Origin of the sequence: Bacteroides sp. RTP21281st1_H5_RTP21281_210402 (assembly GCF_040918965.1) — a bacterium.
GTDB lineage: Bacteria > Bacteroidota > Bacteroidia > Bacteroidales > Bacteroidaceae > Bacteroides > Bacteroides congonensis.
In genome coordinates this window covers 309,878-331,614 of sequence record NZ_JBCOWR010000005.1, presented here as the reverse complement: position 1 = coordinate 331,614, position 21,737 = coordinate 309,878, and the positions used below count along the sequence as shown (strand labels likewise).

Sequence of the window (21,737 nt, the reverse complement as noted above, 5' to 3'; positions counted from 1 at the left end):
GTACAATTTGATTAATAATAGTTTGAAAATCACATTTCAATATATAAACAACAAAAGCACATGTTAGTTTCTTGAGATTTGTCTTTTAACAAAAAAATCAGGAATGCGGACACTATTGATAGATTTTCCATATAATGCCCGAACAAATAAATTATTATGTTCGTTAGAATAAAGAAAATGCCAATGAAAATCTTAACCCAAAACAAGAAAAAGTTGTCTGTATCCATTAAAATAGTAAAAGACACTTTTCAAGGATTTATTGATGACAATGTCATGAGATTGAGTGCGTCACTGGCTTATGCAACCCTGTTCTCAATCATCCCCCTGCTCTCACTCCTCGTTACTATCGGAGTATTACTCAATGTAGATTTCACCAATCAGTTATACGCCCAACTGGAACCTATTGTCGGCTCTAAAGTGATTGATGCGCTTCAAGCAATTATGGAAAATGCAGAGACAACCGATTCATTCTCATTTGCCACAATAATCAGCATAGGTGTCACCATTTTCGGGGCTACGACTGTTTTCGCAGAAATACAAAGTTCCCTAAATACCATTTGGGGAATAAAAGCCGTCCCCAAGAAGAGTTGGCTTAAATATATCATAAACAGATTGCTATCTTTCTCGGTCATCCTTGCTTTCGCTTTTATCCTGCTCATCACCTTTACCATTACCAATCTCATCACAGATATAAGCAACAAATTCATCACCAACAATCCGGATGTAGCAGAATCTTTAGTGAAAACGATAGGAATGATTATTAATATAGGTGTAACCACTGTTATATTCACCCTCATATTCAAGATATTGCCGGATGCGAAAATCAAAAGCAAAGATGTATTTATAGGAGCACTTGTCACCACCGTGTTATTATTAATCGGACAATGGGGAATATCCTTTTATATCGGATTTGCAAATATAGAAACCGTATATGGAGCAGCGGCGTTTATGGCTATTTTCATCACATGGATTTATTATTCAGCCATTATCATATATACAGGAGCGGAATTTACGAAAGCGTGGGCGAACGAGTTAGGCGGGAAGATTTTTCCGGACGAATATGCCGTGGCAACCAGAGTCATTGAAATACGTGAAGAGAACAAACCAGTCAATTAACTTCAAGCACCAGTTTCAGTAGTAATTATTATCTATCTGAAACTGGTGACAAGCAAACAAACAAGCAGCTTATCTTCTGGCATTGGCCGAGAGTGTATATATCTCGCCCTTATTCTCACTTTCTTTTATCTGGTTTCTCATACGTACCATTTTTCTCAATTTCTCAGTCTTCCTACCTGATGAGAAATGATATATAATTGCACCAATAGCTGAACCTACTGTCAGCCGAAGCCATAAATTGAAATTATTAGTTTTCATAATAAATTTGTTTTAGTAAAAGGGGAGAATAGCTTTCACTTACACTATCCTCCCATTGCAGAACAACAAAACCCTAACTATTTCTTAGCCTTATCTGCCATAGCATGGACTTTATCTCTTACATCATCCGCTTTTTCGGCAACATAAAAGGTTCCGTCAGCTACCTTGTCAGCCACTTTTGTTCCGGCATCCAATACCTTGTCATTTACCGTATCAATCAAATTAACACTGTCTCCGGTTACTTTCTGAAATGCATGATTTACTTTTTCTTTCACACACTTCCCTTTAGGTGAATGCCAGAAACGATAGACCAGCGCACCAATTACCGAACCGACTCCCAGTCCGATAAGAAAATTAGATTTTCCACTTTCCATAATGAAGTTTAAGTTTTAAAAGTTAATAAATCAGAGTTCTTCGCTTCTGGGGTGTTTTCTAAACAAGGATAAAATCCATAATAGCAACACAGCACCCACAACCGAAGTTATAAGACTACCCAGAATACCGCCGGCAGCGATACCTAGTAAACCGAATACCCAGCCGCCCAAAAGACCACCGATAATACCTACAATCAGATTAATCAAAAGGCCGAAGCCTCCTCCTCTCATAATCTTACCGGCCAAAAAACCGGCAACAATTCCAATGATAATGTACCAAATTACACTCATAATTAAAGAATTTAGGTTTATATATAAATTTCAAAAAAGGGTTTACTATTTTCTCCAGTTATAATAAGATTTTCATTTTATTTAAAAACGACTTTTAGTGTCATTTAGTTCCAATTCAATCCTATCTTTTAACACATATTTTGCATTTATCATATTTTAGCAACATTACGAGCAATATTAAGAATGATTAAAAGCTCAAATTAAACCTCCGTATTCCACAATATGTTTTACTAAATATAAAACATTAAAAATACCGGAATATGAAAAATTGCGATAATTTATTTCTTACAGGTCAAACCGAGTATGAGAACATACATAAGATGTGCTCGGACGCATACACCAAAGGACGTATGGCAGAAAGGGCACTGGCTATCGAAGCATACAGACTACGTTGCAACAATCTGTTTGGCAACAGATGCATGACCCGTTCCTTCTTCGGAACATTGACCAAGAAAATATGTGACGGGAATTGCTGGTATCTGAATCAATACAAATTAGAGTTATACAAACTGGAAACTAATAGATGAAAGGACAGGATAGACACTGTCCTTTCTGAAGGTAAATAATGGAAATACTATGCTTCCGATGTATGAAACATATTTCAACAAAGATCAATCAAGTGTCTTTTTCACTTCTTTTTTGGCATTATTATAACCTTCCTTTATTTCCTTCTTAGCTTTATGCGCCCCATCCTTTACTTCTTCTTTGGTTTCTTTCCAAGCTTCTTTTACGCTATCCGCTCCTGCTTCTATTTTATCTGAAGCCTTATCAAGCACCCTGTCAGCAGATTCCTTTGCATTCTCAATCCGGTTGTTAACCTTATCCTGCGTTTTTTTATCATTGCAAGAAGTTATAGCCAAAGACACAGTACATATCAACGCCAAAACTGCGAACAATATTTTTCTTGTTTCCATATTCTCTCAAATTAGTTATTTCATAAAATAGAATTAAAAATTCCGGCGAAAGATATTCCGAACATCTTCCGCCGGAAAAAACATGAACTTGATTTAAGAATCTAAAGCATTACTTCTTATCTGACTTCTTACTGGAAGTTGCAGATTTACTTTCTTTAGCCTGAGTTTCCTTTTTGGCACTCTTTGCTTCCTGTTTTTTTTCAGTTTTCTTATTCATAACACAAAAAATTAAAAGTTAAAAAATAGATTATATGCAGCCATTTATTTTTTGCTGCCTTTTTCTGATTTCTGATAATCACACCACATCAGTTCCTTTTCAGGAGTTGCCGAAAGCACTTCATTGCTGCGTTCTTCAGACAACTGTTCGTCTATTTGGGCAACTTGCTTTTCGGTACGTTCCGTTCCTTCAGGTTTTCTGTCTACCAGCCCGTTTGTCCTTCTCACTTCTTCCAGTGGCTCGTCAATATACTGCCATTCTTCTTTCAGTCTTGAGCTTTCACCTTCATTCCATGGACCACGGAACTCTTCACCTTTTGACAGATTAAAGTAAAGGTTGCTATATTTCGGTGAAGTTTGCAGTACTGCAGGCGGGAAGTTCGGCTGAATGGTGTTCAGAGCTGCCTCGAACTGTTGGAAGTGAGTAACTTCACGAGTCATAAGGAAAATAAGAGTTTCTCTTACCGACGGATCTTCCGTAAACTTCAGAAGATTTTCATAACCAATCTTGGCGCGACATTCGTTTGCCATATTGGACTGAAGGTCTACTGTAAGTTCCGCATTGGCAGATACAAAACTTCCACACCATGGATTTCCATTACTGTCTGTCAACATAGGACTCCCGGGGGCAACTACCACACATTGCGGATTTGTAAACGCTTGCTGGATAAATTCTTCCTTAGCGGACTTGCCATCCATCAGCTTGCGAATATCCATTGTCTCTGCGGCATCCTTCATCTCACCGTTTACCGGTCCGAGAAGCATCTGAATAGTAGCACCCACTATTTCAAGATGTGCCAGTTCTTCCGTGGCAATGTCCATAAGCATGTCATACTTATCCGGGAACGGATTATGACAACTGAAAGCCTGTACAAAATATTGCATGGCTGAAGTTAATTCTCCATTAGCACCACCGAATGCCTCAAGCAATATACGTGCGAAACGCGGATCCGGCCTGGAGACGCGGGCATTAAACTGCAAATCTTTTACATGGTAAAACATAATCGATTTTTTTAAGTTAATAATTCAGGTTGATTAAGATGTACATCTATATTTATAACATGTTATTTTATATGTTCACGCACTCTTTTAATGCGACATCGTCAGAAAAAATATGCCGGATAGCATAAATACCGTCCGGCATACAACAAGAATCAGAATTTATAACCATAACCTAACATGATAACGACATTGTCATCCTCGGCAAACATAAATTTCGCTTCCGCGTTTAAAAAGCTACGTTCTGACAAAGGTAATGTAATACCGCCTCCAAGATTAAAAGCAAACTTGGTTGAGTTACTTCTATCCACCTGAGTGGTCACACCATTGACCTCGACATCCTGCTTTCCATAGAAATTGTTCTGCATACCAATTCCCGCAAGAGGATAAACGGAAAATCCTTGTCCATCCTTACTGAAATTGAACACATAATGGAAGTTCACATTCACATCCAGTCCCGTTGCTTTGTCTTTCGGGAAAAAGAATGTGAGGTCAGGAGCTATCCTAAGATTATTCGCTATCACATAGCGTCCCTGCGCTTGTAAACCGAATCTCTCGTAATTAGTTTGGTAACCAAGACTTCCCATTAAAGCCCCCTCACCTTTTCTAGTTTGAGCATTCACTCCGAAAGCAGTCATTGCAACCAAAATCAATAATAAAAACTTTTTCATAATCAAGGCATTTAGTTAATAATATATTTCATCTAAAACAAAACTCTCGTTTCCTGTTATTCTTCAATAGTACAGATACTTACACGGTTCCAATCCGGTTCGGTAAACATATCGCCCACTCCCTGTCCTTCGGCAGTTACACGATCTGCTGCTATCCTATATCTCTTAACCAGAATTGTCTTGACAGCTTCTGCACGTGCAGCAGCCAGTCTGGCATTAAGTTCGGCACTACCTTCCGGAGAAGCATATCCTTTTATTATAACTTTCGTCTCCGGATGCTTAGTCATATAAGAAGCTACACGTTCCACATTCGGCAACTGTGATGCATCTACTGATGAACGACCTTGTCTGAAAGTGATGATAGATTCCGGGATGCGGGCTGTCTTGACTACTGTTTCTGCCGGAACTACTTTAGTACGGCAGTCATTCAGTTCCTGTTGAAGTCCGTTGATTCTTTGGTTAGCAGTATTCAACTCGCTATCTCTGGTATCCACTTGTCCGCGAAGCGCATTTATAGAAGAATTCAAGTCATCAATTTCAGCCTGATTGTAGACTCTCACCTTATTGAAGTAATGGGTTCCATTGCTCGTTGCAAAATGATATGTCAATCCCGCAGTGATTTCGAAAGCAGCATTGTTGGCATTGAAACGGCTTTTTGCCTGATTGTAATCCCCCTGCATATCATACACGATAGCAGGCCTGATACCAATCGTCCATGCTTTGGATTCGCCCATATTGAAATTAAAGTTCATCCCGAAACGGGTAGACCATGAATTTTCGTCACCGTCGCCGCTCGCATAATAGTGCAACCACCCTACACCGGCCACTGCTTCAATTTCAAATACACGCGGAGAACCAAGATAAGTGCCGAAAAGATTCATCAGATTCACTTTACCCAATAGACTTACATCAGAAGCGTCAAAAGCAGTTTTACTTTGGGTTGTATTCACATACCCCATTCCCTGGAATCCCAAACCGAAATTAGGAGTCAACTGTTTCGAGAATCCTACTCCAAAAGCAGGACGCATACTTTTAAAGAAAGCACTATGAGTAAGGGGAGTCACTGCACCGGCATTGATTCCCACCGACCAATTATCCGTAAATTTAGTACTTTCAATAACTGTTTGGGCATTCGCTGAAAATGCGCCCAATACGCAAGCTAATAAAATAATAGACTTTTTCATAATTGAATATAATTAAATGTGACGTTTTGTTTATCATCTACACGAAAACAACATATCCTAAAAAAAATTAGTTCGTAATATGTATTTCACATTAACATATATTTGATTTCAAAAAATCGAAAGAATACACCATTTATTGAAAAGCAGAATACTTATGCATATTTATTAGAAAAGTCTATAAAAATAAATCAAAATCAGATAAAGGAGTGGAGAGTATTGTCAGTTACTAAACAATAAACAGCAAATAGTAATTACTATTAGGAAGCGACATTCTAAATTACTCAACTATAAGAATTAAAAGCAATTACACATACAACACATTCCTCACTAAAAAAGCAGCTCATCCTTAAATAAAGCCTCTTTTACTAATAATCAGGCTGTATAAATAATCAATATACATACACACAAAAAGGCATATTTATTCTCTACCAATCATAAATATGCCTTTTCTGAATCAAAACAGTGATTATAATATTATAAGCAAATATTAAAAATAGGACAATATTAAAATATGCAAATCACTAAAAATAACATTTCCCAATTCACATTTGGTATACTAATCTCACTCAAACTTATTATTTTTCCGGAATCACCTCATTCAGGCAGGCTATGGCATTGAGTGTACGCGGATAGCCGATATAGGGCAACAGTTGTGTGACAACAGTCAGTAACGTATCTTTGTTATTCCCTACGTTGACATTTCCTTGTATGTGTCCTTTTACTTGCGATTCACAGCCGCCTAAGGAAACTAAAATTGAGAACGTAACCAGTTCGCGTGTCTTCACATTCAGCCCACTACGTGTCTGGTAGTCTCCGAAGCAATTGGCGGAGAGATAACGCTGGATATGCTTCTGATTCTCGGGAGCGTTCTTATGCATCTGTTCTATCCGTTCACCGAAAATGGATTTCTGTAACTCCAGCCCTTTGTCAAAACGGGTTTCGGATGATACAACCGATTGTCCCGCTAAGGGAAGGTGTGCGCCACGGGCAAGCAATATACCATTAGTAAGACCGATAAAATCTCTCACCTTAGCCATGCCTGCATAAGCTGCTGCCTGATAAAGGATTTCCTTCACTTCTATCGGGGTAATACCTTCATTTAGGGCGTTTTCGAGTGTGATACGGTATTCAGCCTGTGCCTGCGAAGCAATATTGGACGCCAAGGTTACCATAAGGCGGGTTTTAGTATCCAAGTCACCATACTCCTGCACTTCTTTTGTAAAATTACTAAATATTCCGTCCAGCTCGGGGTCGGTAGCTTTTAGTCCGGTTGCCACGTTGTCTTTTGTAGCTTCGGCATATTGTTGGTCGCTCACACGTTCCAGCCATGTATTCTTGTTGGTCTGCGGATTACATTCGATAGCCAGATGCGAGAACCAGCTATCGGGGGCGGCACCGTGCCAATGTTCTACGTTCGGAGCGATTTCAACCACATCACCAGGAAGCAAGCGGCGTGACGCTTTGCCACGTTCCTGATAATATCCTACGCCTCCTACGGTAATCAGGATTTGTCCGCCCGTATGGCTGTGCCAGTTATTGCGGCAACCGGGTTCAAAAGTAACGTTGGACATGGGGACATTCAAGTCTTTGTTATTAGTCAACCGCGCCAACCAGGATTCTCCTGTGAAATATTGTTTGAATCCTACATTCTCCTCTCCTATCGGAAATGCGCTGATGTTTTGGGGTACTTCTTCTTTTTTCATATTCTGTGCATTTAATGAATTATATCCGAAAAACGTTATTAATGCAACTACTAAAGTAACAATTAATCTCTTCATGTTCATAGTCTATTATTCTTTTTATTCATACTCACGAAGAGTTCAAAAGAACTCTCAATAAATTGACAATTATTTTATTATTTCAAAGCCCGCCTCAACCTGTTTAATCCTTCTATCAACTGCTGTCGCGGACAAGCGATGTTGATGCGGATAAATCCTTCACCAGCCTCTCCGTACAAGCCGCCCTCGTTCACCCAAAGTTTTTCTTTCTCCAACAAGGTTTTCACTATCTCATCCGATGACTGATTCAGTACTGAACAGTCCACCCAAACCAGATAAGTGCCTTCCAACATCGACACTGGAAATTTAGGAAGACATTCTGCGAAGTATGCCCTCAAATAATTGTAATTGGCGAACAAGTATTGTTTCAGCTCTTCCAACCATTCCTCACTGTCGTTATAGGCTGCCATTAACGCTTCCACCCCGAATGGGTTCACATCACAAACCTCATTGACATTGATTGCTTTATCTATTTTCATCCGTATATCCGTATCGGCAGAAATGATATTGGCAATCTGAAGCCCTGCCAGGTTAAAGGCTTTACTGGGCGAGGTGCAAGTGACGGAGTGCATCAAGAATTCTTGAGAGATAGAAGCAAAGGGGATATAGATGTGTCCCGGAAAGACAAGTTCGCAGTGGATTTCATCTGCTACTACCCACACATTATTTCGGATACAGATGTCACCGATACGGGTAAGTTCCTGCTTTGTCCATACCCTTCCGGCAGGATTATGCGGGTTGCATAACAATAGAACCTTTACGCTTGGGTCGGCAGCTTTTTGTTCCAAATCCGCAAAATCTATCTGATAGGTTCCATTTCTATAAATCAGCGGATTGGCAATCATTCCGCATCCGTTATTGCGGATAGAGGAGAAAAAGCAGTTATATACGGGTGTCTGCACCATTACTTTATCTCCGGGGACTGTCAGTGCCTTAATAACAGCAGACAATGCCGGTACTACTCCCGTGGTATAAATAATCCATTCTTTTTCTATCTACCAGTCATGCCGCCTTGCAAACCAGTTTGTCACCGCCGCGTAGTATGCATCCGGTACACGGACATATCCGAAGATACCATGCTCCGCCCGTTTCCTCAACGCTTCCACAACAGGGGGAGCCGTACGGAAATCCATATCGGCCACCCACATCGGTAATACATCTGCATCTCTGGCAGAATCCCATTTATAGGAGTTCGTACCTCGGCGTGGAATTATTTCATCGAAGTTGTACTTCATATTTCAATCAAAACAAGTCAGTTCGTCCCAAAGTTTCAATTCACAATTTCCCGGTGCTTTGAGATTCTCGTCCAGGATGATTGTCCCGAAACTTTCGGCAATAATGCTTCCCGTACGGGGATTCTTCACGCTGTGAACCGGACTCTTAATCGTTGCTTTCACACTACTGTGTTCAAAAGCGAGATCAGCGTCATCGGCCATTGTACAATTTTCCATGACCAGGTCATGCGCATAGCAAAGTGGCTGTGTGCCCGAAATCCTGCAATTTACCAAACGCAAGTTTTTAGAATGCCAGCCTAGATATTCTCCATTCAGTTCGGAATCATAGACAGTTACATTCTCCGTATTCCAGAATGCATCTTTGGAGTTGATAACCGCATTACGGATTTCCACGTTCTTACAGTACTGGAATGAATAGTTTCCGTTTTGGGCGTAGTTTTGGATATTGATATTCTCGCTATGTATGAACAGATAATCCGCCTTGTCTATCTGCACGTTCTTCAAGTCTATATTACGACAATACCAAAATGTTTCCAAAGCGTTGGGCAACTGTACATTTTCGAGTTTTATCCCGTTCATTTCGCGAAACATCTTCGGGGCTTCCACCAAGGTATCCGCCATTTGCAGACTTTGGGAATACCATAGTGCAGCACGGGCGCCTTCTGTAAAGAGACAGTTCTTCACTATAAATCCATTGGTATGCCAAAAGGGATATTTTCCTTCAAAGCGACAGTTGATTGCTATAATGTTACTACATTCTTTCAGTGCGGATTCACCGGCGTGAATCGTCACATCTTCCAGTTGAAGGTCGTGGGTTGCAAACAGAGGACGTTCGCCCCCGTATTCTTGATTTCTTATTTGTTCCATTAGTTTATTTTTTAGTCTGTTATTTCAAAAGTCACATTTACATTTCCTGTTATCACTATTTCTTCAGATACTCCTTGAAGAAAGATTCCAGCTTGCCAAATCACTTTCATAAAAGTTGTCCGCATCTGTCTGTGCAGAAGAAAAACTAGTTCCGAGCATCATAATAAATACAGTCGTTAATAATAAGATCCGTTTCATATCTCTTGTTTTTAATAATTAAAGAATTGATTGTCTACTTTCTACACTGCAAAATTACGGTGAAATTAAGAGATTGTTTGTAGATGAATTACTGACATTATTACCCGAATTACAGATTCGTCATTTCCCCTCTATGAAGATAATTTTTTTATGCGTATCTTCTTACGGTTCAAATAAAAACAACTATGGAGAAAGTTATAAAATTAGAGAATGTAGCCCCACCCATATAACAACTTATACGGACGTGAGACATTGCATCCGCTGGTCAGTATCGTTGAGCTGACCAAAGCGACTAAATCTGTTAACCATATCCAAATGAATTATGGTCTTTACTCACTTTTCCTGAAAGAAACCAGATTTTTACATAAAAGAGAAAATATTGAAGCCAGACTCAACAGAGCCTCAATATCCGAACTAGCATTGGCAAACAAATATCTGTTTTGCCGAATTATCATTAAATGTCTCTTCTTCAAATCCACCATACTTATGAAGAATATGAAAACCATTCCATTCCAAATATGAATCTAACTCTTGAGGGAAGAACATTCTCATATCCAGATTTTGAATAGAATCGAACTCACCATTGATAAAATAATGCCATTCAATACGGTTTATCTGAGTTTTATTTTCATATCTCATGGTCTGCTTTATCAAGACTTCCCTGCCATCACCAGTTGTATATGCAGCAATTTCTTTCTGTTCCTTTTCACCTTCAACTATATATTGGATATTCGGATTAAAACAATCAAACAGAAATAAGCCGTTGTCTTTGAGATGACTCTTAACTATATTAAATACCTTAAATAAATCTTCATTCTTATATAAATGATGAATCGAATTAAATGGAATAAAGATGAGGTCGTATTTTTCCCGCAAATCCAAAGTTCTGATATCTGCCTCGATAAAACTTATTTCTAATCCTGCTTCGGCAGCTTTATTCTTTGCCTGAGCAAGCATTGAAGGGGTGTAATCAACCCCGGTAATATCATATCCTTCCTTTGCAATGGGAAGAGTAAGCCTGCCTGTACCACAACAAAGTTCAAGTATCCGGGCATCCTTGTTTTCAGGCAGCCATCGCTTATAAAAGTACAAATCATCCAGGTTGGTATTCATTGCGTCATAAATATTTGCATCATAAATTAAATCGCCCACTTTATAATCACTATTCATTATATGTTGTCCTCCAATATATATTATCTACTATTTTTATGTTTATTGTCAGTCCTATTTTCCAAGGTCGGTAATATAGGTAAAATAATCCGTAATCTGTATACAAACCGAATTTAAAATCAGCAGTATCTTTGCAGTGTGATAAAGATAATAGGTATAAACGTAAAAAAACAAATTGATATGTATTTAGAAAATATTTACTCTCCCGCAGATGTAAAGAAGTTATCGTTTAATGAACTCAATAATTTAAGTAATGAAATCCGTGTATCACTCCTTCAAAAGTTGAGTGAACACGGCGGGCATTTCGGGCCTAATTTCGGAATGGTGGAAGCGACTATCGCTTTACATTATGTATTTAATTCACCGGAAGACAAAATTGTATTTGATGTATCTCATCAGAGTTATGTGCATAAGATGCTGACCGGACGGAAAGATGCTTTCCTCTATCCGGCCGAGTATGACAAAGTGTCCGGTTATTCCGAGCCACAGGAAAGTGAGCATGACTTCTTTATTATCGGTCATACCTCCACTTCCGTCAGTCTGGCCAGCGGGTTAGCGAAAGGACGCGACCTGACCGGTGGCAATGAAAATATTATAGCTGTGATAGGTGACGGTTCTTTAAGTGGCGGCGAGGCGTTCGAAGGATTGGACTATGTGGCGGAGCTTGGTACAAACCTGATTATTATTGTCAATGATAATCAGATGTCTATTGCAGAGAATCATGGTGGGCTGTATAAGAATCTAAAGGAACTGCGCGACAGCAACGGGCAATGTGAGTGCAATTTCTTCAAGGCTATGGGACTGGATTATATGTATGTGAACGACGGAAACAATGTGGAAGCATTGATTGAGGCTTTCTCCAAAGTGAAAGATATCCAGCATCCGATAGTAGTGCACATTAATACCCTGAAAGGCAAAGGCTACGCACGTGCCGAACAAGATAAGGAGACTTACCACTGGCGTGTTCCTTTCAATATAGAAACCGGAGAAGCGAAAATCAATGACGAGGGAGATGATTACAGTGAAGTAACCGCCCAATACCTGCTGAAGAAGATGAAAGAGGACTCTCGTGTGGTGACAATCACCTCGGGCACTCCTGCGGTTCTCGGATTTACACCCGACCGCCGTCAGGAAGCAGGAAAGCAGTTTGTAGATGTCGGCATTGCCGAAGAACATGCGGTAGCACTTGCTTCGGGCATCGCCAAGGCGGGCGGAAAGCCGGTCTATGGAGTGTATAGTACATTTATCCAACGTTCCTACGACCAACTTTCGCAAGACCTTTGTATTAATAATAATCCGGCTGTCTTACTGGTATTTTGGGGTACATTGTCCGGCATGAATGATGTGACGCATCTCTGCTTCTTCGATATTCCGCTTATCAGCAATATCCCTAATATGGTCTATTTGGCGCCGACCTGCAAGGAAGAATATCTTGCGATGCTTGAATGGAGCATCAGTCAGAATGAGCATCCGGTTGCTATCCGTGTGCCGGCAACAGATGTGATAAGTTGTGGTGAACCTGTTGAATCCGATTATAGTGTTCTGAACCGTTATAAGGTCACCCATCGTGGGTCGAAAGTAGCCATTGTAGCTTTGGGATCTTTCTATGGATTGGGACAGTCGGTTCTGTCATTGCTGAAAGAAAAAACGGGTATTGATGCAACGTTGATTAATCCTCGTTATATCACAGGGGTAGACACTGAACTTATGAACGAACTGAAAGCCGACCATCAATTAGTGATTACACTGGAAGATGGCGTACTGGATGGTGGTTTCGGTGAAAAGATTGCCCGGTATTATGGAGCCAGTGATATGAAAGTGATAAATTACGGAGCTAAGAAAGAATTCGTAGACCGCTTTGATATACAGGAGTTGCTTCGTGCCAATCATCTTACAGATGAGCAGATTGTGGAAGATATAAAGACGGTTCTCGGTTAAGATTAAAGTCAATCAAACCCGCTCATTATATACGCAGGTCGATGCACATTGTCCGTTACGGCAATTGCATCGACCTATTTCTTTTCTTTATTTCAAAACAGGCAATAATTTATGAAGTGTTTTTCTCGTCATTATCTTCTGATTCAGAAAGCTGACGATATAGCCTGTTATACAAGCAGCGATAAGAGAGCCTTCACGTACTCCTTGAACACCTTGAGTTAACAGGAGCGAGAGTATAACCGCCAAAGTAACTAAAGTCACATCAAAATACACCTTAAACTTCCCGAACTCTTTATTATAACGACGGGATGCATATTTTACGAATGCTTCCGCGCTCATCATAGCCACCTTCGGTTTGAGTTCAAGAACCACCCCGATAGACTGTACCAAACACCCTGTTAGTAATAAAGCTATTGACATTCCATAGTTGGTAGGACGCAGTTCACTTGTCATCATCATATTGAAATCAATGAATGCCGAAAATAGAAAAGAGAAAGGCATCTGAAGAAGAATTTCAATAATATCCTGCCGGGTTTTATTCTTTCGGATTAACCAGAACTGTCCCAAGATAAGTATCATATTGATAATAAAAGTACAAGTACCCAATGATAAAGGACTATTCAGGCTCAACACATAGTTGATACTGGATATAGGAGTCGTGCCCAATGCGGAACGTATAATCAGAACAATACCGGCCGCTAAAAAATATAGCCCGATAATAAACACCGAATACCTCTTAAAAACATCTTTCATTTTCATATCTTTTTATAATCTCCTTATCTTGATTCTTTCATATATTGGAAAGAATATGCAAAGTTCCTGTTTTTTTGAAGAAAATAGATTATCTAATTCCATACAGTTTTTGTCATATCCGAAACAAATCGTATTTTTACGTCTTGAAAAAGAAGGTATAAATGGTAAAATCCCGCATATTCGACAATACACAGCTATTAAAGGAGCATCCTGAAATTCCTCATTATAAAGAGGAAGTAGTCTGCTTTCAGAGTGAATATAAAGACAGAAGTTATCCTGATAACGAACGTTATTTCAATCGGGAACTGTATATGATATTCGTTCTTGAAGGCCGTTCGGAGATTTTGCTGAATGGGGAGTTTATTGCGATAGAGCCGAATATGTTGCTTATTCATGGAGCAAATTATCTCACGGAGCATCTTTATTCGAGTCGGGATATTAAGTTTATCACCCTCTCCATCTCCGAATCCATGCGGACGGACGATTCTTATCTGACTCAAATAACGGCTACGCTACTGGCAACGATGAGACAGAACAAGCAATATACGATACAACTAACGAAATATGAAGCCGGAATCATCCATAAGGAACTGGAAGTTCTGATGCACCTGATGAATATCAAACATCATTTCCTTTTCCGGCGGATACAGGCGGCGTGCAATGCCCTATTTCTGGATATAGCCGATTTTCTTTCCCGAAAGACAATTATCAAAAAAGAAGTCAGCCGCAAAGACCACGTCTTGCAAGAGTTTCACGCCCTTGTTACCCTTAATTTCAGAGAAGAACATTTTGTGAGTTTTTATGCGGACAAACTGGCTATCAGCGAACAATACTTGGCACGAATAGTACGTACAGGGACAGGTAAAACCATCAATAGTATCATCACAGAATTACTGGTAATGGAAGCACGTACGTTATTAAATTCGACAAAATCAACAATTGGCGAAATTGCTTCCAAACTATGTTTTAGTGATGCCGCCAGTTTTTGCAAATTCTTCAAAAGAAATACAGGGCAGACCCCATTGAATTACAGGAATGAATGTTACAAAGAAAAACTATAAACATTATCGCGAATAAAGGGTCGAACGGACAAAAAAGCAGGAAAATGATTCCTTTTAAATAAATGAAACTGTATTAAAGCAAAGTATCAGTTACTTGTCCTTAATACAGTTTCATTTTATATATCAGGCCTATTTCTTGCTATCTATCTCTTTCAAAAGTTCATCCACAGCCACTTTCAACTGTGTATCTTCACCCTTCACTACGGTTTCGGGGTTATTGGCAACCTTAACATCAGGCTCTAATTGAGAATTTTCCAAATAACTGCCGTCAGGCAAACGATAACCGACAATAGGAATACCGAATACCAAAGACGGGTCTTGTAAAGTTTCCCAGGACACGCTTGTCATTGTTCCCGGAACAGGCATACCGACAAGCTTGCCTATATTCCGATGCTTGTATACCCAAGGAGTACCGTGCGCATTCGAGTAGTTGGCTTCGCATTGCAGCATGATAGAAGGCTTGTTCCAACGACGGCTTGGCATATCACACGCTTCGCGGCCACGAACCACTTGCGTGAAGTACTTCTTCCCGCTGAACAGTATCTCGATATCTTCATGCAGACGACCACCACCGTTGAAACGGGTATCTATTACTATTCCGTCACAGTTGTTGTATTTACCCAAAATATCAGAGTAAACTGTACGGAAACTACCGTCGCCCATAGATTGAATATGGACATATCCAAGGCGTCCGTTCGACCATTTCTTGACATCGGCAGCACGCTGTTTTACCCAACGTTTGTACAGCAGACCATTGAGCTTTCCACTAGTAATAGGCATAACCACTTCTTCCCAACGTTCCTTATTCTGCGGATCATATAACGAGACCAGTGTTTTCTTTCCGGCCATATTATTCAGTAAAGCAGTAATATCCTTATCAGGAGCCAGTTCTTCACCGTTTATCTTTTCGATAATGCAGCCGGCTTTTACTTTGGTACGGGAATGGTCGAACGGCCCTTTCTCCACGACTTCTGAGATTTGCATACCTTTGCCCTGATAATTCCAGTCGAACAATAAACCGAGATTAGACGTCACATCCCCCTTACCTCGCGGAGAATAGCGTCCTCCTGTATGAGAGACGTTCAACTCGCCCAGCCATTCACTCAATAATTCAGCGAAGTCATAGTTATTATCAATGTGAGGAAGGAATTTGCGGTAAGCGGCAGTCATGGCATCCCAGTTTACTCCATGCATATTGACGTTATAAAAACGTTTCTGATGTTGCTTGTAGACATGGTCGAACATGGCTTCACGTTCGGCAGCCAGTTCCATCCTCATTTCGGCCTGATAGCTGATTGGTTTCAATGCGTCCGATTTGGCATCCATCTTCTGCATATTTCTACTTCCCAGCAAGAATATATCCCCTTTCTTGTCCAGCATCAATGATGCCCAACCGGAATTCAGTTTATGAAGACGTTTCGTATCTTTTTCACGAAGGTTCATCTTCCAAAGGTCATAGCCGCCTTCAAAAGCAGAGAAATAATAAAGGTTCTCTCCATCTTTGGAAAGTATGGCACTGCCCAAGTCGGAAGAGTTGGGAGTAAGACGGACGATGCGGTCTTCGATACCGTAGAGTTCTACGACAATATCCTTTGTATCGTCCTTATCTTTATCCGTTTCACCAGAGTCCTTTTCAGCGTCTTTGTCTTTATCAGATTTTTTATCTTTATCAGACTTCTTGTTTTTATCCTTATCTTTCTCTTTAGCTTTCTTCTGTTCTTTCTCAAATTCTTTGAGCAATTCAAAATCTTCTTTGCTTAGGCGATAGCGGTCGTAAGCATCTTGATTCAAGAATACCAGCATGACATCCTGCTGTGAACCCCAGGAAGCATGTGCACGCATACCATAACGTTCTGTCTGAAAAAGAATAGCATTGCCGTCGAGTACCCAAAGCGGAGAACCACTGATATATCCGCTATTCGTCAGATTGGTAATTGTCCCTCCCTGCGCGCTGACTATACCTATATCCGAATAGGGGTCATGGCGATTTCCTATAAATTCAAGAGTGAGCCATTTACCGTCAGGCGACCATTCATAGTCAAAGCCACCACCGGTGTTATACCATGTAGAACCATCTGTCACCTGACGTACCTTTTTCGTTTTCAAGTCAAGTACCATCAATCGGTTGCGGTCTTCAATAAAAGCCAGTTCCTTTCCGTCCGGTGAATATTTCGGATATGCACGTTCTACGGTTTTGGAAGGAAGTAATACTTCTTCTTCAATCAAGGTAGCGTTGGGGAAGTTGGGGTCTTCTTTACGGGTTATTTTGGCAGTGTATAGTTGCCAGTTTCCGGTTCGTTCACTGGCATAAACCAATGTACGGTTATCCGGAGCAAAGGAGACGGCAGCTTCTTTGGCTGGAGTATTCGTGATTTGCTTGGTCGTTGCATAGTCCGTAGAAGTGACAAATACATCACCACGCACGATGAAAGCAACCTGCTTTCCATCGGGAGATACAGAAGCTGAAGTTGCTCCCTGAGAGAATTTGAGTGTGGCAAGCTGTTCTTCGTTATCCCGGACAAGTTCTACTTTTACTTTTTGGGGACGGGCATTTACCTCTTGCGTATAAAGCTCCCCATCATAAGTATAGCAAAGTGTACCCTTATCGCTGACAGACAGGAAACGTACCGGATGAGTCTTGAAGGTAGTAACTGCTTTCACTTCCTGCGGAGTATCCAACGGGAAAGAGTAAACATTGAACGAACCGCCATTGCGTTCACTCAAAAAATAAACAGTATTTCCATCGGGAGCATAAACAGGGTTACGGTCTTCCCCACCCCGATTGGTCAGATTTGTATGCTTTCCGGTTTGGGTATCATACAGCCAGACATCTCTTGTAATAGATGAAATATGGTGTTTTCTCCATTCGTCTTCAAAGCCTTTCCGGTCTTGATAAAGGAAGTTCTTTCCTGTTTTGTCGAAGCAAACCCATTCGGCAGGAGTGCCCAGGACTTGTTCGGTACGTCCGCCGTCAACAGGAACTTTATACAATTCCGTCATAGCTCCGGTAGGAAACAATGCACTGGCTGCCGGGTCTTGAATAGAAGCGGAAAAAAGCACATACTTTCCATCGGGAGTAAAAGCAGACGGAATTTCCGATGCTGAATGATAAGTCAGCCTCTTAGCCGTTCCGCCAGTGGCAGGCATGATAAAGAGGTCAAAGTTGCCATTGCGGTCGCTGGAAAAGGCGATTTGCTTGCCGTCGGGCGACCAGACGGGATTGGCTTCATAAGATGCTTGTGTTGTCAACTGAACGGCTGTTCCTCCCTGTGCGGGGACTTTGTAGATATCGCCTTTATAACAAAAGACAATTTCCGTTCCATTCGGTGAAATACGTGCGTCACGCATCCACAAAGGAGTAATGGCATAGCCGGACAATGCGGTCAATGCCAGTGCTAAAGAAGTTATTAGTTTCTTCATATCAAATTATTATATATATTTTATTCCAACAAATCGGTTTGAATTACTTTTCCCGTGTAATTATAGAATATCCTGTCGCCAAAATCCTTATAGAAGAAAGCATATTTATCTACTCCCGTACAATGGCAGACACCAATCTGACGCGGCAGATACTCTTTCAGATAATCTGCAATGATCTGATATTTCCGTTCTTCCGCGTTATGAATATGAAAACCTCCCAACAGTAAGTTACAAGGAGATTCCGGAAATGCCGCACGGACTGTTCGCAGAATATTTGTAATTCCCCGATGAGAACAGGCGCTCAAAACGGAAAGCCCGTCCGGTTCTACTAGCACTACCGCCAATTCATCCTGAAAAGTATCCGGTATATAGCAACCGTCTTCTTTCTGAACCTGGAAACGTTCGAAATGGGTATCTTCCCGGTCGATAATATCAATAGAGGGAAAGAGAAATATGCCGGGGAGCAGTTCGGTCTGTTCTTCAATAAAACGGAAGCGGGAAAGGTCGAAAGCCTGCGTATGCTGCATTCCGTTTTCGCGTTCATCCTTGAATTTAGGAGAAAAGGCTTCACGTTTACAGACAACCGTTGCCTGAGTGTTCAGTTCCAGGAAATGGCGTAGCCCTCCCGTATGGTCACTGTGCCCATGAGATAATATCAAATAATCAACTTTCTGCAAGTCAATATGTAGCAGGCGGGCGTTACGGATAAACAAATCGGACGCTCCCGTATCGAAGAGTAATCTATGTCCCGGTGTCTCGATATAGAGAGAAAGTCCGTGTTCTGCCTGCAATTTACGTCCATAGACACAATTCTCTACAAGAGTCGTTATTGTATAGCCCATGATGCTTAGTTTTTAAACGAATCATACAATATAAAAAGTTCTGCCACAAAATTATAATAATTCTATGGCAGAACAAGCAATCCGGTCAATTAAGTAATCACAAAAAGAGCAAAGGGTGAGGGAAGTGTGGTAGAAGTTACACCATCTTTCCCATATTATATGCTTCCTGCATATAAGGAGTATCCTTAATCTCCCCTACCTTCCAGGCACCGATTCCATAAACTGTTCCTTTTTCCTGCGCCCCTTCCAGGCAATCGAGGAAGCCACGGAATCCGTCGATGGTGCGCTCCATCATTGCTTTATTATCTTCTGCCGCCGCAATAATAAAATAAAATTCCTTGTTTGTTATCTCCGTATAGCGTGCGCAACAACGGTCAATCATAATCTTCATCTGACCGCACATCGTGTAGAAATACACAGGAGTTGCCATTACAATCACATCAGCGGCAATCATTTTTTCAACGATTTCCGCTGCATCGTCCTTTTGCGGACAAGGCTTACCGTACATACTGCAAACACTACATCCGGTGCAAGGGTGAACCGTCTTGTCTTTCAAGAATATCTTTTCCACCTCATTGCCCACTTCGAAAACACCTTTCATAAATTCATCACAAAGCAAATCCGAATTGCCACCTTTACGCGGACTGGACGAAATTATCAGAACTTTTTTAGCCATAACTTTACTAATTTTATCTTTAGAATTAATAGTCTTTTCACTTTGCAAAAATAGACAATTTATGGCATAGTAAATGTATATAAATTACAGAGAGATATACCTTGATTACTGATTTACCAGACATTCTTATGAATCCTGTCCCCTACCCGGATTTCTTTCTGCTTACATATATGCGCATCTTCCGCCGCATAACCGATGGCAAGAAAACAAGTGAACTCATATTCATCCGGAGCATTAACAAGATGTTTCACATACTCCGGTTCGTTGCCAATAGGAATGCGGAATGCACACGCCAATCCTTCCGCCGTTGCTGCCAACAGAATATTCTCAACGGCTGCCCATGCGGAAGCGAAATAGTTGAGTGAACTTTGGTCAGCAGGTTGGCACAGAGGAAAATCCTTTTGCCGGAAAAATGGAAGCACGAGACAATTACTTTGCATAAGCATACGTTGTTGTTTGGGCAACGCATCGACAAACATGGCATGCTCATCCTTATCCATCACGCCGGCAGCTGCCTTTAGTGCTGTCTGCTGAATGTTCCTGGTGTTTTCCACTACAGGCGATATGAGCCGGGCTATGTTCTCCTTCCCTCTCATGACAACAAATTCAAACTGCCGCAAATGGTCATTAGTCGGAGCCTTGAATGCAGCCGACAATACCTTTTCCAACACTTCATCCGTCACTTCCTTATCGGAAAAGTCGCGAATGGTTCTTCTTTTTTCTAATACTTGATAGAAATCCATAACAATACATTTTTATAGTTATACTTATTGTTTCCAGTTGCAAAGTTACCCCACTTTCTTGTTATATATTTGTGGTATTATCTCATATATTTGTCGTATATTTGCATAATAGTCATTTTAAACATACTTTTATGGAAGACACTGTCATTCCTTATGAATTGCCCGAAGTAGAGAATCACTCTTTTTTCTTCATAGACCAACGAATAGAAACCAGTATCGAAGCCAAACTGCACCAGCATGATGCATGGGAGTTGTATTATGTTGTCCACGGATATGGCACACGAATGTCAGGCGACACATTGCAACCTTTCGCAGCAGGCGATGTGGCATTAATACCACCGTCCATGTTTCACCGTTGGGAGTATTCGCCGGATTCGGCAGACAATGACGGATGTGTCCGTTATTTAATGGTCGCTTTCAGCCATTCGCTTGTAGAACGATGTATGGCAGTATTCCCCGAACTGCGTAATCGTCTGACGAACATTACATTCCCGACGAACGCACTGAAATTCGGTACCGGAAGTTCACAAACCATTCGCCGGATATTGTCACGGATGAACGATATGGACGAATTGGGACGCCTATGCGAAATGTTTCGTCTGCTACCTGTCATATTTACCTCATCCGACCATACCCTTGCCGGAAAGCCCATGAGTATTGAACGTGACGTGAGACGTATGCAGCAAATCTGTACTTATGTAATGGCTCACTATATCCATACCATATCTTTGGATGATATTGCGGCAGAAATAGGCATGAACCGCTCCGCTTTCTGTTCCTATTTCAAACGTTGCAAAGGAATGACCTTCTCACAGTATGTAACCCAATACCGCTTAAATACAGCCTGCGAACTTCTTAAAAATTCACATAAACAAGTATCCGAGATTTGTTTTATGGTCGGTTTTAATGATTTGCCCCATTTCGTCCGGGTTTTCACAAATACCTTGGGAATATCTCCATCCAAATACAGAAAACAATTTCAATAGTCATCTTTTTCTTCAAAGACGATTTTATATCCAAACCGTTCAGCGCA

General features: G+C 40.8%; 21 protein-coding genes and 2 pseudogenes. 6 read left to right on the top strand and 17 right to left on the bottom strand.

The window, feature by feature from the left end:
• Nucleotides 1–183: 183 nt before the first annotated feature.
• Entirely contained in the window at nucleotides 184–1,116 is a 933-nt protein-coding gene (locus tag AB5443_RS10235) for a YihY/virulence factor BrkB family protein (protein WP_022138612.1), read from the top strand.
• A 69-nt stretch (nucleotides 1,117–1,185) separates the two neighbouring features.
• On the opposite strand, the gene AB5443_RS10230 is transcribed toward AB5443_RS10235, so the two are convergent.
• The 3 genes from AB5443_RS10230 to AB5443_RS10220 form a co-directional block, all read right to left on the bottom strand.
• Nucleotides 1,186–1,374: a hypothetical protein gene (locus tag AB5443_RS10230; RefSeq protein WP_022138613.1), complete on the bottom strand. Its 189-nt coding sequence runs from the start codon at nucleotides 1,372–1,374 to the stop codon at nucleotides 1,186–1,188.
• 77 nt (nucleotides 1,375–1,451) lie between these two features.
• A complete protein-coding gene (locus tag AB5443_RS10225) occupies nucleotides 1,452–1,748 on the bottom strand; it encodes a YtxH domain-containing protein (RefSeq protein WP_022138614.1) in 297 nt (98 codons plus the stop codon).
• Nucleotides 1,749–1,778: 30 nt separating this feature from the next.
• On the bottom strand, nucleotides 1,779–2,039 hold the full coding sequence (locus tag AB5443_RS10220) for a GlsB/YeaQ/YmgE family stress response membrane protein (protein ID WP_022138615.1): 261 nt from the start codon (nucleotides 2,037–2,039) through the stop codon (nucleotides 1,779–1,781).
• Between the two features lie 260 nt (nucleotides 2,040–2,299).
• Between AB5443_RS10220 and AB5443_RS10215 the strand changes: the two genes are divergently transcribed.
• A complete protein-coding gene (locus AB5443_RS10215) occupies nucleotides 2,300–2,566 on the top strand; it encodes a hypothetical protein (RefSeq protein ID WP_368113982.1) in 267 nt (88 codons plus the stop codon).
• Nucleotides 2,567–2,650: 84 nt separating this feature from the next.
• Here the strand turns inward: AB5443_RS10215 and AB5443_RS10210 are convergent, their stop codons facing one another.
• The 8 genes and pseudogenes from AB5443_RS10210 to AB5443_RS10175 form a co-directional block, all read right to left on the bottom strand.
• On the bottom strand, nucleotides 2,651–2,953 hold the full coding sequence (locus tag AB5443_RS10210) for a YtxH domain-containing protein (protein ID WP_368113983.1): 303 nt from the start codon (nucleotides 2,951–2,953) through the stop codon (nucleotides 2,651–2,653).
• A 261-nt stretch (nucleotides 2,954–3,214) separates the two neighbouring features.
• Complete coding sequence (locus tag AB5443_RS10205; RefSeq protein ID WP_073342931.1) at nucleotides 3,215–4,171, bottom strand: manganese catalase family protein; 957 nt, start codon at nucleotides 4,169–4,171, stop codon at nucleotides 3,215–3,217.
• A 152-nt stretch (nucleotides 4,172–4,323) separates the two neighbouring features.
• Nucleotides 4,324–4,839: a hypothetical protein gene (locus AB5443_RS10200; protein ID WP_022138620.1), complete on the bottom strand. Its 516-nt coding sequence runs from the start codon at nucleotides 4,837–4,839 to the stop codon at nucleotides 4,324–4,326.
• Between the two features lie 56 nt (nucleotides 4,840–4,895).
• Nucleotides 4,896–6,023 (bottom strand): OmpA family protein, encoded by a 1,128-nt coding sequence (locus AB5443_RS10195; RefSeq protein WP_022138621.1) that lies wholly within the window; start codon nucleotides 6,021–6,023, stop codon nucleotides 4,896–4,898.
• Between the two features lie 575 nt (nucleotides 6,024–6,598).
• A complete protein-coding gene (locus tag AB5443_RS10190; RefSeq protein WP_195662304.1) occupies nucleotides 6,599–7,801 on the bottom strand; it encodes a carboxymuconolactone decarboxylase family protein in 1,203 nt (400 codons plus the stop codon).
• A 77-nt stretch (nucleotides 7,802–7,878) separates the two neighbouring features.
• Nucleotides 7,879–9,036: pseudogene (locus tag AB5443_RS10185) on the bottom strand (MalY/PatB family protein).
• A gap of 3 nt (nucleotides 9,037–9,039) precedes the next feature.
• A complete protein-coding gene (locus AB5443_RS10180; protein ID WP_368113984.1) occupies nucleotides 9,040–9,903 on the bottom strand; it encodes a DUF3737 family protein in 864 nt (287 codons plus the stop codon).
• A 63-nt stretch (nucleotides 9,904–9,966) separates the two neighbouring features.
• The gene (locus tag AB5443_RS10175; RefSeq protein ID WP_277133838.1) at nucleotides 9,967–10,101 is read right to left on the bottom strand and encodes a hypothetical protein; all 135 of its coding nucleotides are present in this window, start codon (nucleotides 10,099–10,101) and stop codon (nucleotides 9,967–9,969) included.
• Between the two features lie 185 nt (nucleotides 10,102–10,286).
• On the opposite strand from AB5443_RS10175, the pseudogene AB5443_RS10170 reads away from it, so the two are divergent.
• Nucleotides 10,287–10,458: pseudogene (locus tag AB5443_RS10170) on the top strand (AraC family transcriptional regulator); the annotation flags it as partial.
• A 57-nt stretch (nucleotides 10,459–10,515) separates the two neighbouring features.
• On the opposite strand, the gene AB5443_RS10165 reads toward AB5443_RS10170, so the two are convergent.
• The gene (locus AB5443_RS10165) at nucleotides 10,516–11,271 is read right to left on the bottom strand and encodes a class I SAM-dependent methyltransferase (RefSeq protein ID WP_368113985.1); all 756 of its coding nucleotides are present in this window, start codon (nucleotides 11,269–11,271) and stop codon (nucleotides 10,516–10,518) included.
• Nucleotides 11,272–11,451: 180 nt separating this feature from the next.
• Here AB5443_RS10165 and AB5443_RS10160 point away from each other — a divergent pair, with 180 nt between their 5' ends.
• A complete protein-coding gene (locus tag AB5443_RS10160; RefSeq protein ID WP_368113986.1) occupies nucleotides 11,452–13,209 on the top strand; it encodes a 1-deoxy-D-xylulose-5-phosphate synthase in 1,758 nt (585 codons plus the stop codon).
• Between the two features lie 87 nt (nucleotides 13,210–13,296).
• On the opposite strand, the gene AB5443_RS10155 is transcribed toward AB5443_RS10160, so the two are convergent.
• The gene (locus AB5443_RS10155) at nucleotides 13,297–13,968 is read right to left on the bottom strand and encodes a YitT family protein (protein ID WP_368113987.1); all 672 of its coding nucleotides are present in this window, start codon (nucleotides 13,966–13,968) and stop codon (nucleotides 13,297–13,299) included.
• Between the two features lie 155 nt (nucleotides 13,969–14,123).
• Here AB5443_RS10155 and AB5443_RS10150 point away from each other — a divergent pair, with 155 nt between their 5' ends.
• A complete protein-coding gene (locus AB5443_RS10150; RefSeq protein ID WP_368113988.1) occupies nucleotides 14,124–15,023 on the top strand; it encodes a helix-turn-helix domain-containing protein in 900 nt (299 codons plus the stop codon).
• 129 nt (nucleotides 15,024–15,152) lie between these two features.
• Here the strand turns inward: AB5443_RS10150 and AB5443_RS10145 are convergent, their stop codons facing one another.
• The 4 genes from AB5443_RS10145 to AB5443_RS10130 all read right to left on the bottom strand — a co-directional run bounded on the left by AB5443_RS10145 (nucleotide 15,153) and on the right by AB5443_RS10130 (nucleotide 20,704).
• Entirely contained in the window at nucleotides 15,153–18,443 is a 3,291-nt protein-coding gene (locus AB5443_RS10145; protein ID WP_368113989.1) for a S41 family peptidase, read from the bottom strand.
• 20 nt (nucleotides 18,444–18,463) lie between these two features.
• Nucleotides 18,464–19,285 carry an MBL fold metallo-hydrolase gene (locus AB5443_RS10140; RefSeq protein WP_368113990.1) on the bottom strand — a complete coding sequence of 274 codons (822 nt, stop codon included), beginning with the start codon at nucleotides 19,283–19,285 and terminating at the stop codon, nucleotides 18,464–18,466.
• 136 nt (nucleotides 19,286–19,421) lie between these two features.
• Nucleotides 19,422–19,961 (bottom strand): flavodoxin family protein, encoded by a 540-nt coding sequence (locus AB5443_RS10135; protein ID WP_368113991.1) that lies wholly within the window; start codon nucleotides 19,959–19,961, stop codon nucleotides 19,422–19,424.
• A gap of 113 nt (nucleotides 19,962–20,074) precedes the next feature.
• Nucleotides 20,075–20,704, bottom strand: coding sequence for a nitroreductase family protein (locus tag AB5443_RS10130; RefSeq protein ID WP_288361893.1), 630 nt, complete (start codon nucleotides 20,702–20,704; stop codon nucleotides 20,075–20,077).
• Between the two features lie 131 nt (nucleotides 20,705–20,835).
• On the opposite strand from AB5443_RS10130, the gene AB5443_RS10125 reads away from it, so the two are divergent.
• Entirely contained in the window at nucleotides 20,836–21,690 is an 855-nt protein-coding gene (locus AB5443_RS10125; protein WP_073342959.1) for an AraC family transcriptional regulator, read from the top strand.
• Nucleotides 21,691–21,737 lie beyond the last annotated feature (47 nt).

What these genes read in the sequence shown, in the direction of transcription:
- AB5443_RS10210 (WP_368113983.1), bottom strand. Translation starts at nt 2,953, where the DNA reads ATGGAAACAAGAAAAATATTGTTCGCAGTTTTGGCGTTGATATGTACT.
- AB5443_RS10130 (WP_288361893.1), bottom strand. Translation starts at nt 20,704, where the DNA reads ATGGATTTCTATCAAGTATTAGAAAAAAGAAGAACCATTCGCGACTTT.
- AB5443_RS10205 (WP_073342931.1), bottom strand. Translation starts at nt 4,171, where the DNA reads ATGTTTTACCATGTAAAAGATTTGCAGTTTAATGCCCGCGTCTCCAGG.
- AB5443_RS10175 (WP_277133838.1), bottom strand. Translation starts at nt 10,101, where the DNA reads ATGAAACGGATCTTATTATTAACGACTGTATTTATTATGATGCTCGGA.
- AB5443_RS10190 (WP_195662304.1), bottom strand. Translation starts at nt 7,801, where the DNA reads ATGAAGAGATTAATTGTTACTTTAGTAGTTGCATTAATAACGTTTTTC.
- AB5443_RS10200 (WP_022138620.1), bottom strand. Translation starts at nt 4,839, where the DNA reads ATGAAAAAGTTTTTATTATTGATTTTGGTTGCAATGACTGCTTTCGGA.
- AB5443_RS10230 (WP_022138613.1), bottom strand. Translation starts at nt 1,374, where the DNA reads ATGAAAACTAATAATTTCAATTTATGGCTTCGGCTGACAGTAGGTTCA.
- AB5443_RS10135 (WP_368113991.1), bottom strand. Translation starts at nt 19,961, where the DNA reads ATGGCTAAAAAAGTTCTGATAATTTCGTCCAGTCCGCGTAAAGGTGGC.
- AB5443_RS10215 (WP_368113982.1), top strand. Translation starts at nt 2,300, where the DNA reads ATGAAAAATTGCGATAATTTATTTCTTACAGGTCAAACCGAGTATGAG.
- AB5443_RS10235 (WP_022138612.1), top strand. Translation starts at nt 184, where the DNA reads ATGAAAATCTTAACCCAAAACAAGAAAAAGTTGTCTGTATCCATTAAA.
- AB5443_RS10195 (WP_022138621.1), bottom strand. Translation starts at nt 6,023, where the DNA reads ATGAAAAAGTCTATTATTTTATTAGCTTGCGTATTGGGCGCATTTTCA.
- AB5443_RS10150 (WP_368113988.1), top strand. Translation starts at nt 14,124, where the DNA reads ATGGTAAAATCCCGCATATTCGACAATACACAGCTATTAAAGGAGCAT.
- AB5443_RS10180 (WP_368113984.1), bottom strand. Translation starts at nt 9,903, where the DNA reads ATGGAACAAATAAGAAATCAAGAATACGGGGGCGAACGTCCTCTGTTT.
- AB5443_RS10145 (WP_368113989.1), bottom strand. Translation starts at nt 18,443, where the DNA reads ATGAAGAAACTAATAACTTCTTTAGCACTGGCATTGACCGCATTGTCC.
- AB5443_RS10225 (WP_022138614.1), bottom strand. Translation starts at nt 1,748, where the DNA reads ATGGAAAGTGGAAAATCTAATTTTCTTATCGGACTGGGAGTCGGTTCG.
- AB5443_RS10160 (WP_368113986.1), top strand. Translation starts at nt 11,452, where the DNA reads ATGTATTTAGAAAATATTTACTCTCCCGCAGATGTAAAGAAGTTATCG.
- AB5443_RS10125 (WP_073342959.1), top strand. Translation starts at nt 20,836, where the DNA reads ATGGAAGACACTGTCATTCCTTATGAATTGCCCGAAGTAGAGAATCAC.
- AB5443_RS10140 (WP_368113990.1), bottom strand. Translation starts at nt 19,285, where the DNA reads ATGGGCTATACAATAACGACTCTTGTAGAGAATTGTGTCTATGGACGT.
- AB5443_RS10155 (WP_368113987.1), bottom strand. Translation starts at nt 13,968, where the DNA reads ATGAAAATGAAAGATGTTTTTAAGAGGTATTCGGTGTTTATTATCGGG.
- AB5443_RS10220 (WP_022138615.1), bottom strand. Translation starts at nt 2,039, where the DNA reads ATGAGTGTAATTTGGTACATTATCATTGGAATTGTTGCCGGTTTTTTG.
- AB5443_RS10165 (WP_368113985.1), bottom strand. Translation starts at nt 11,271, where the DNA reads ATGAATAGTGATTATAAAGTGGGCGATTTAATTTATGATGCAAATATT.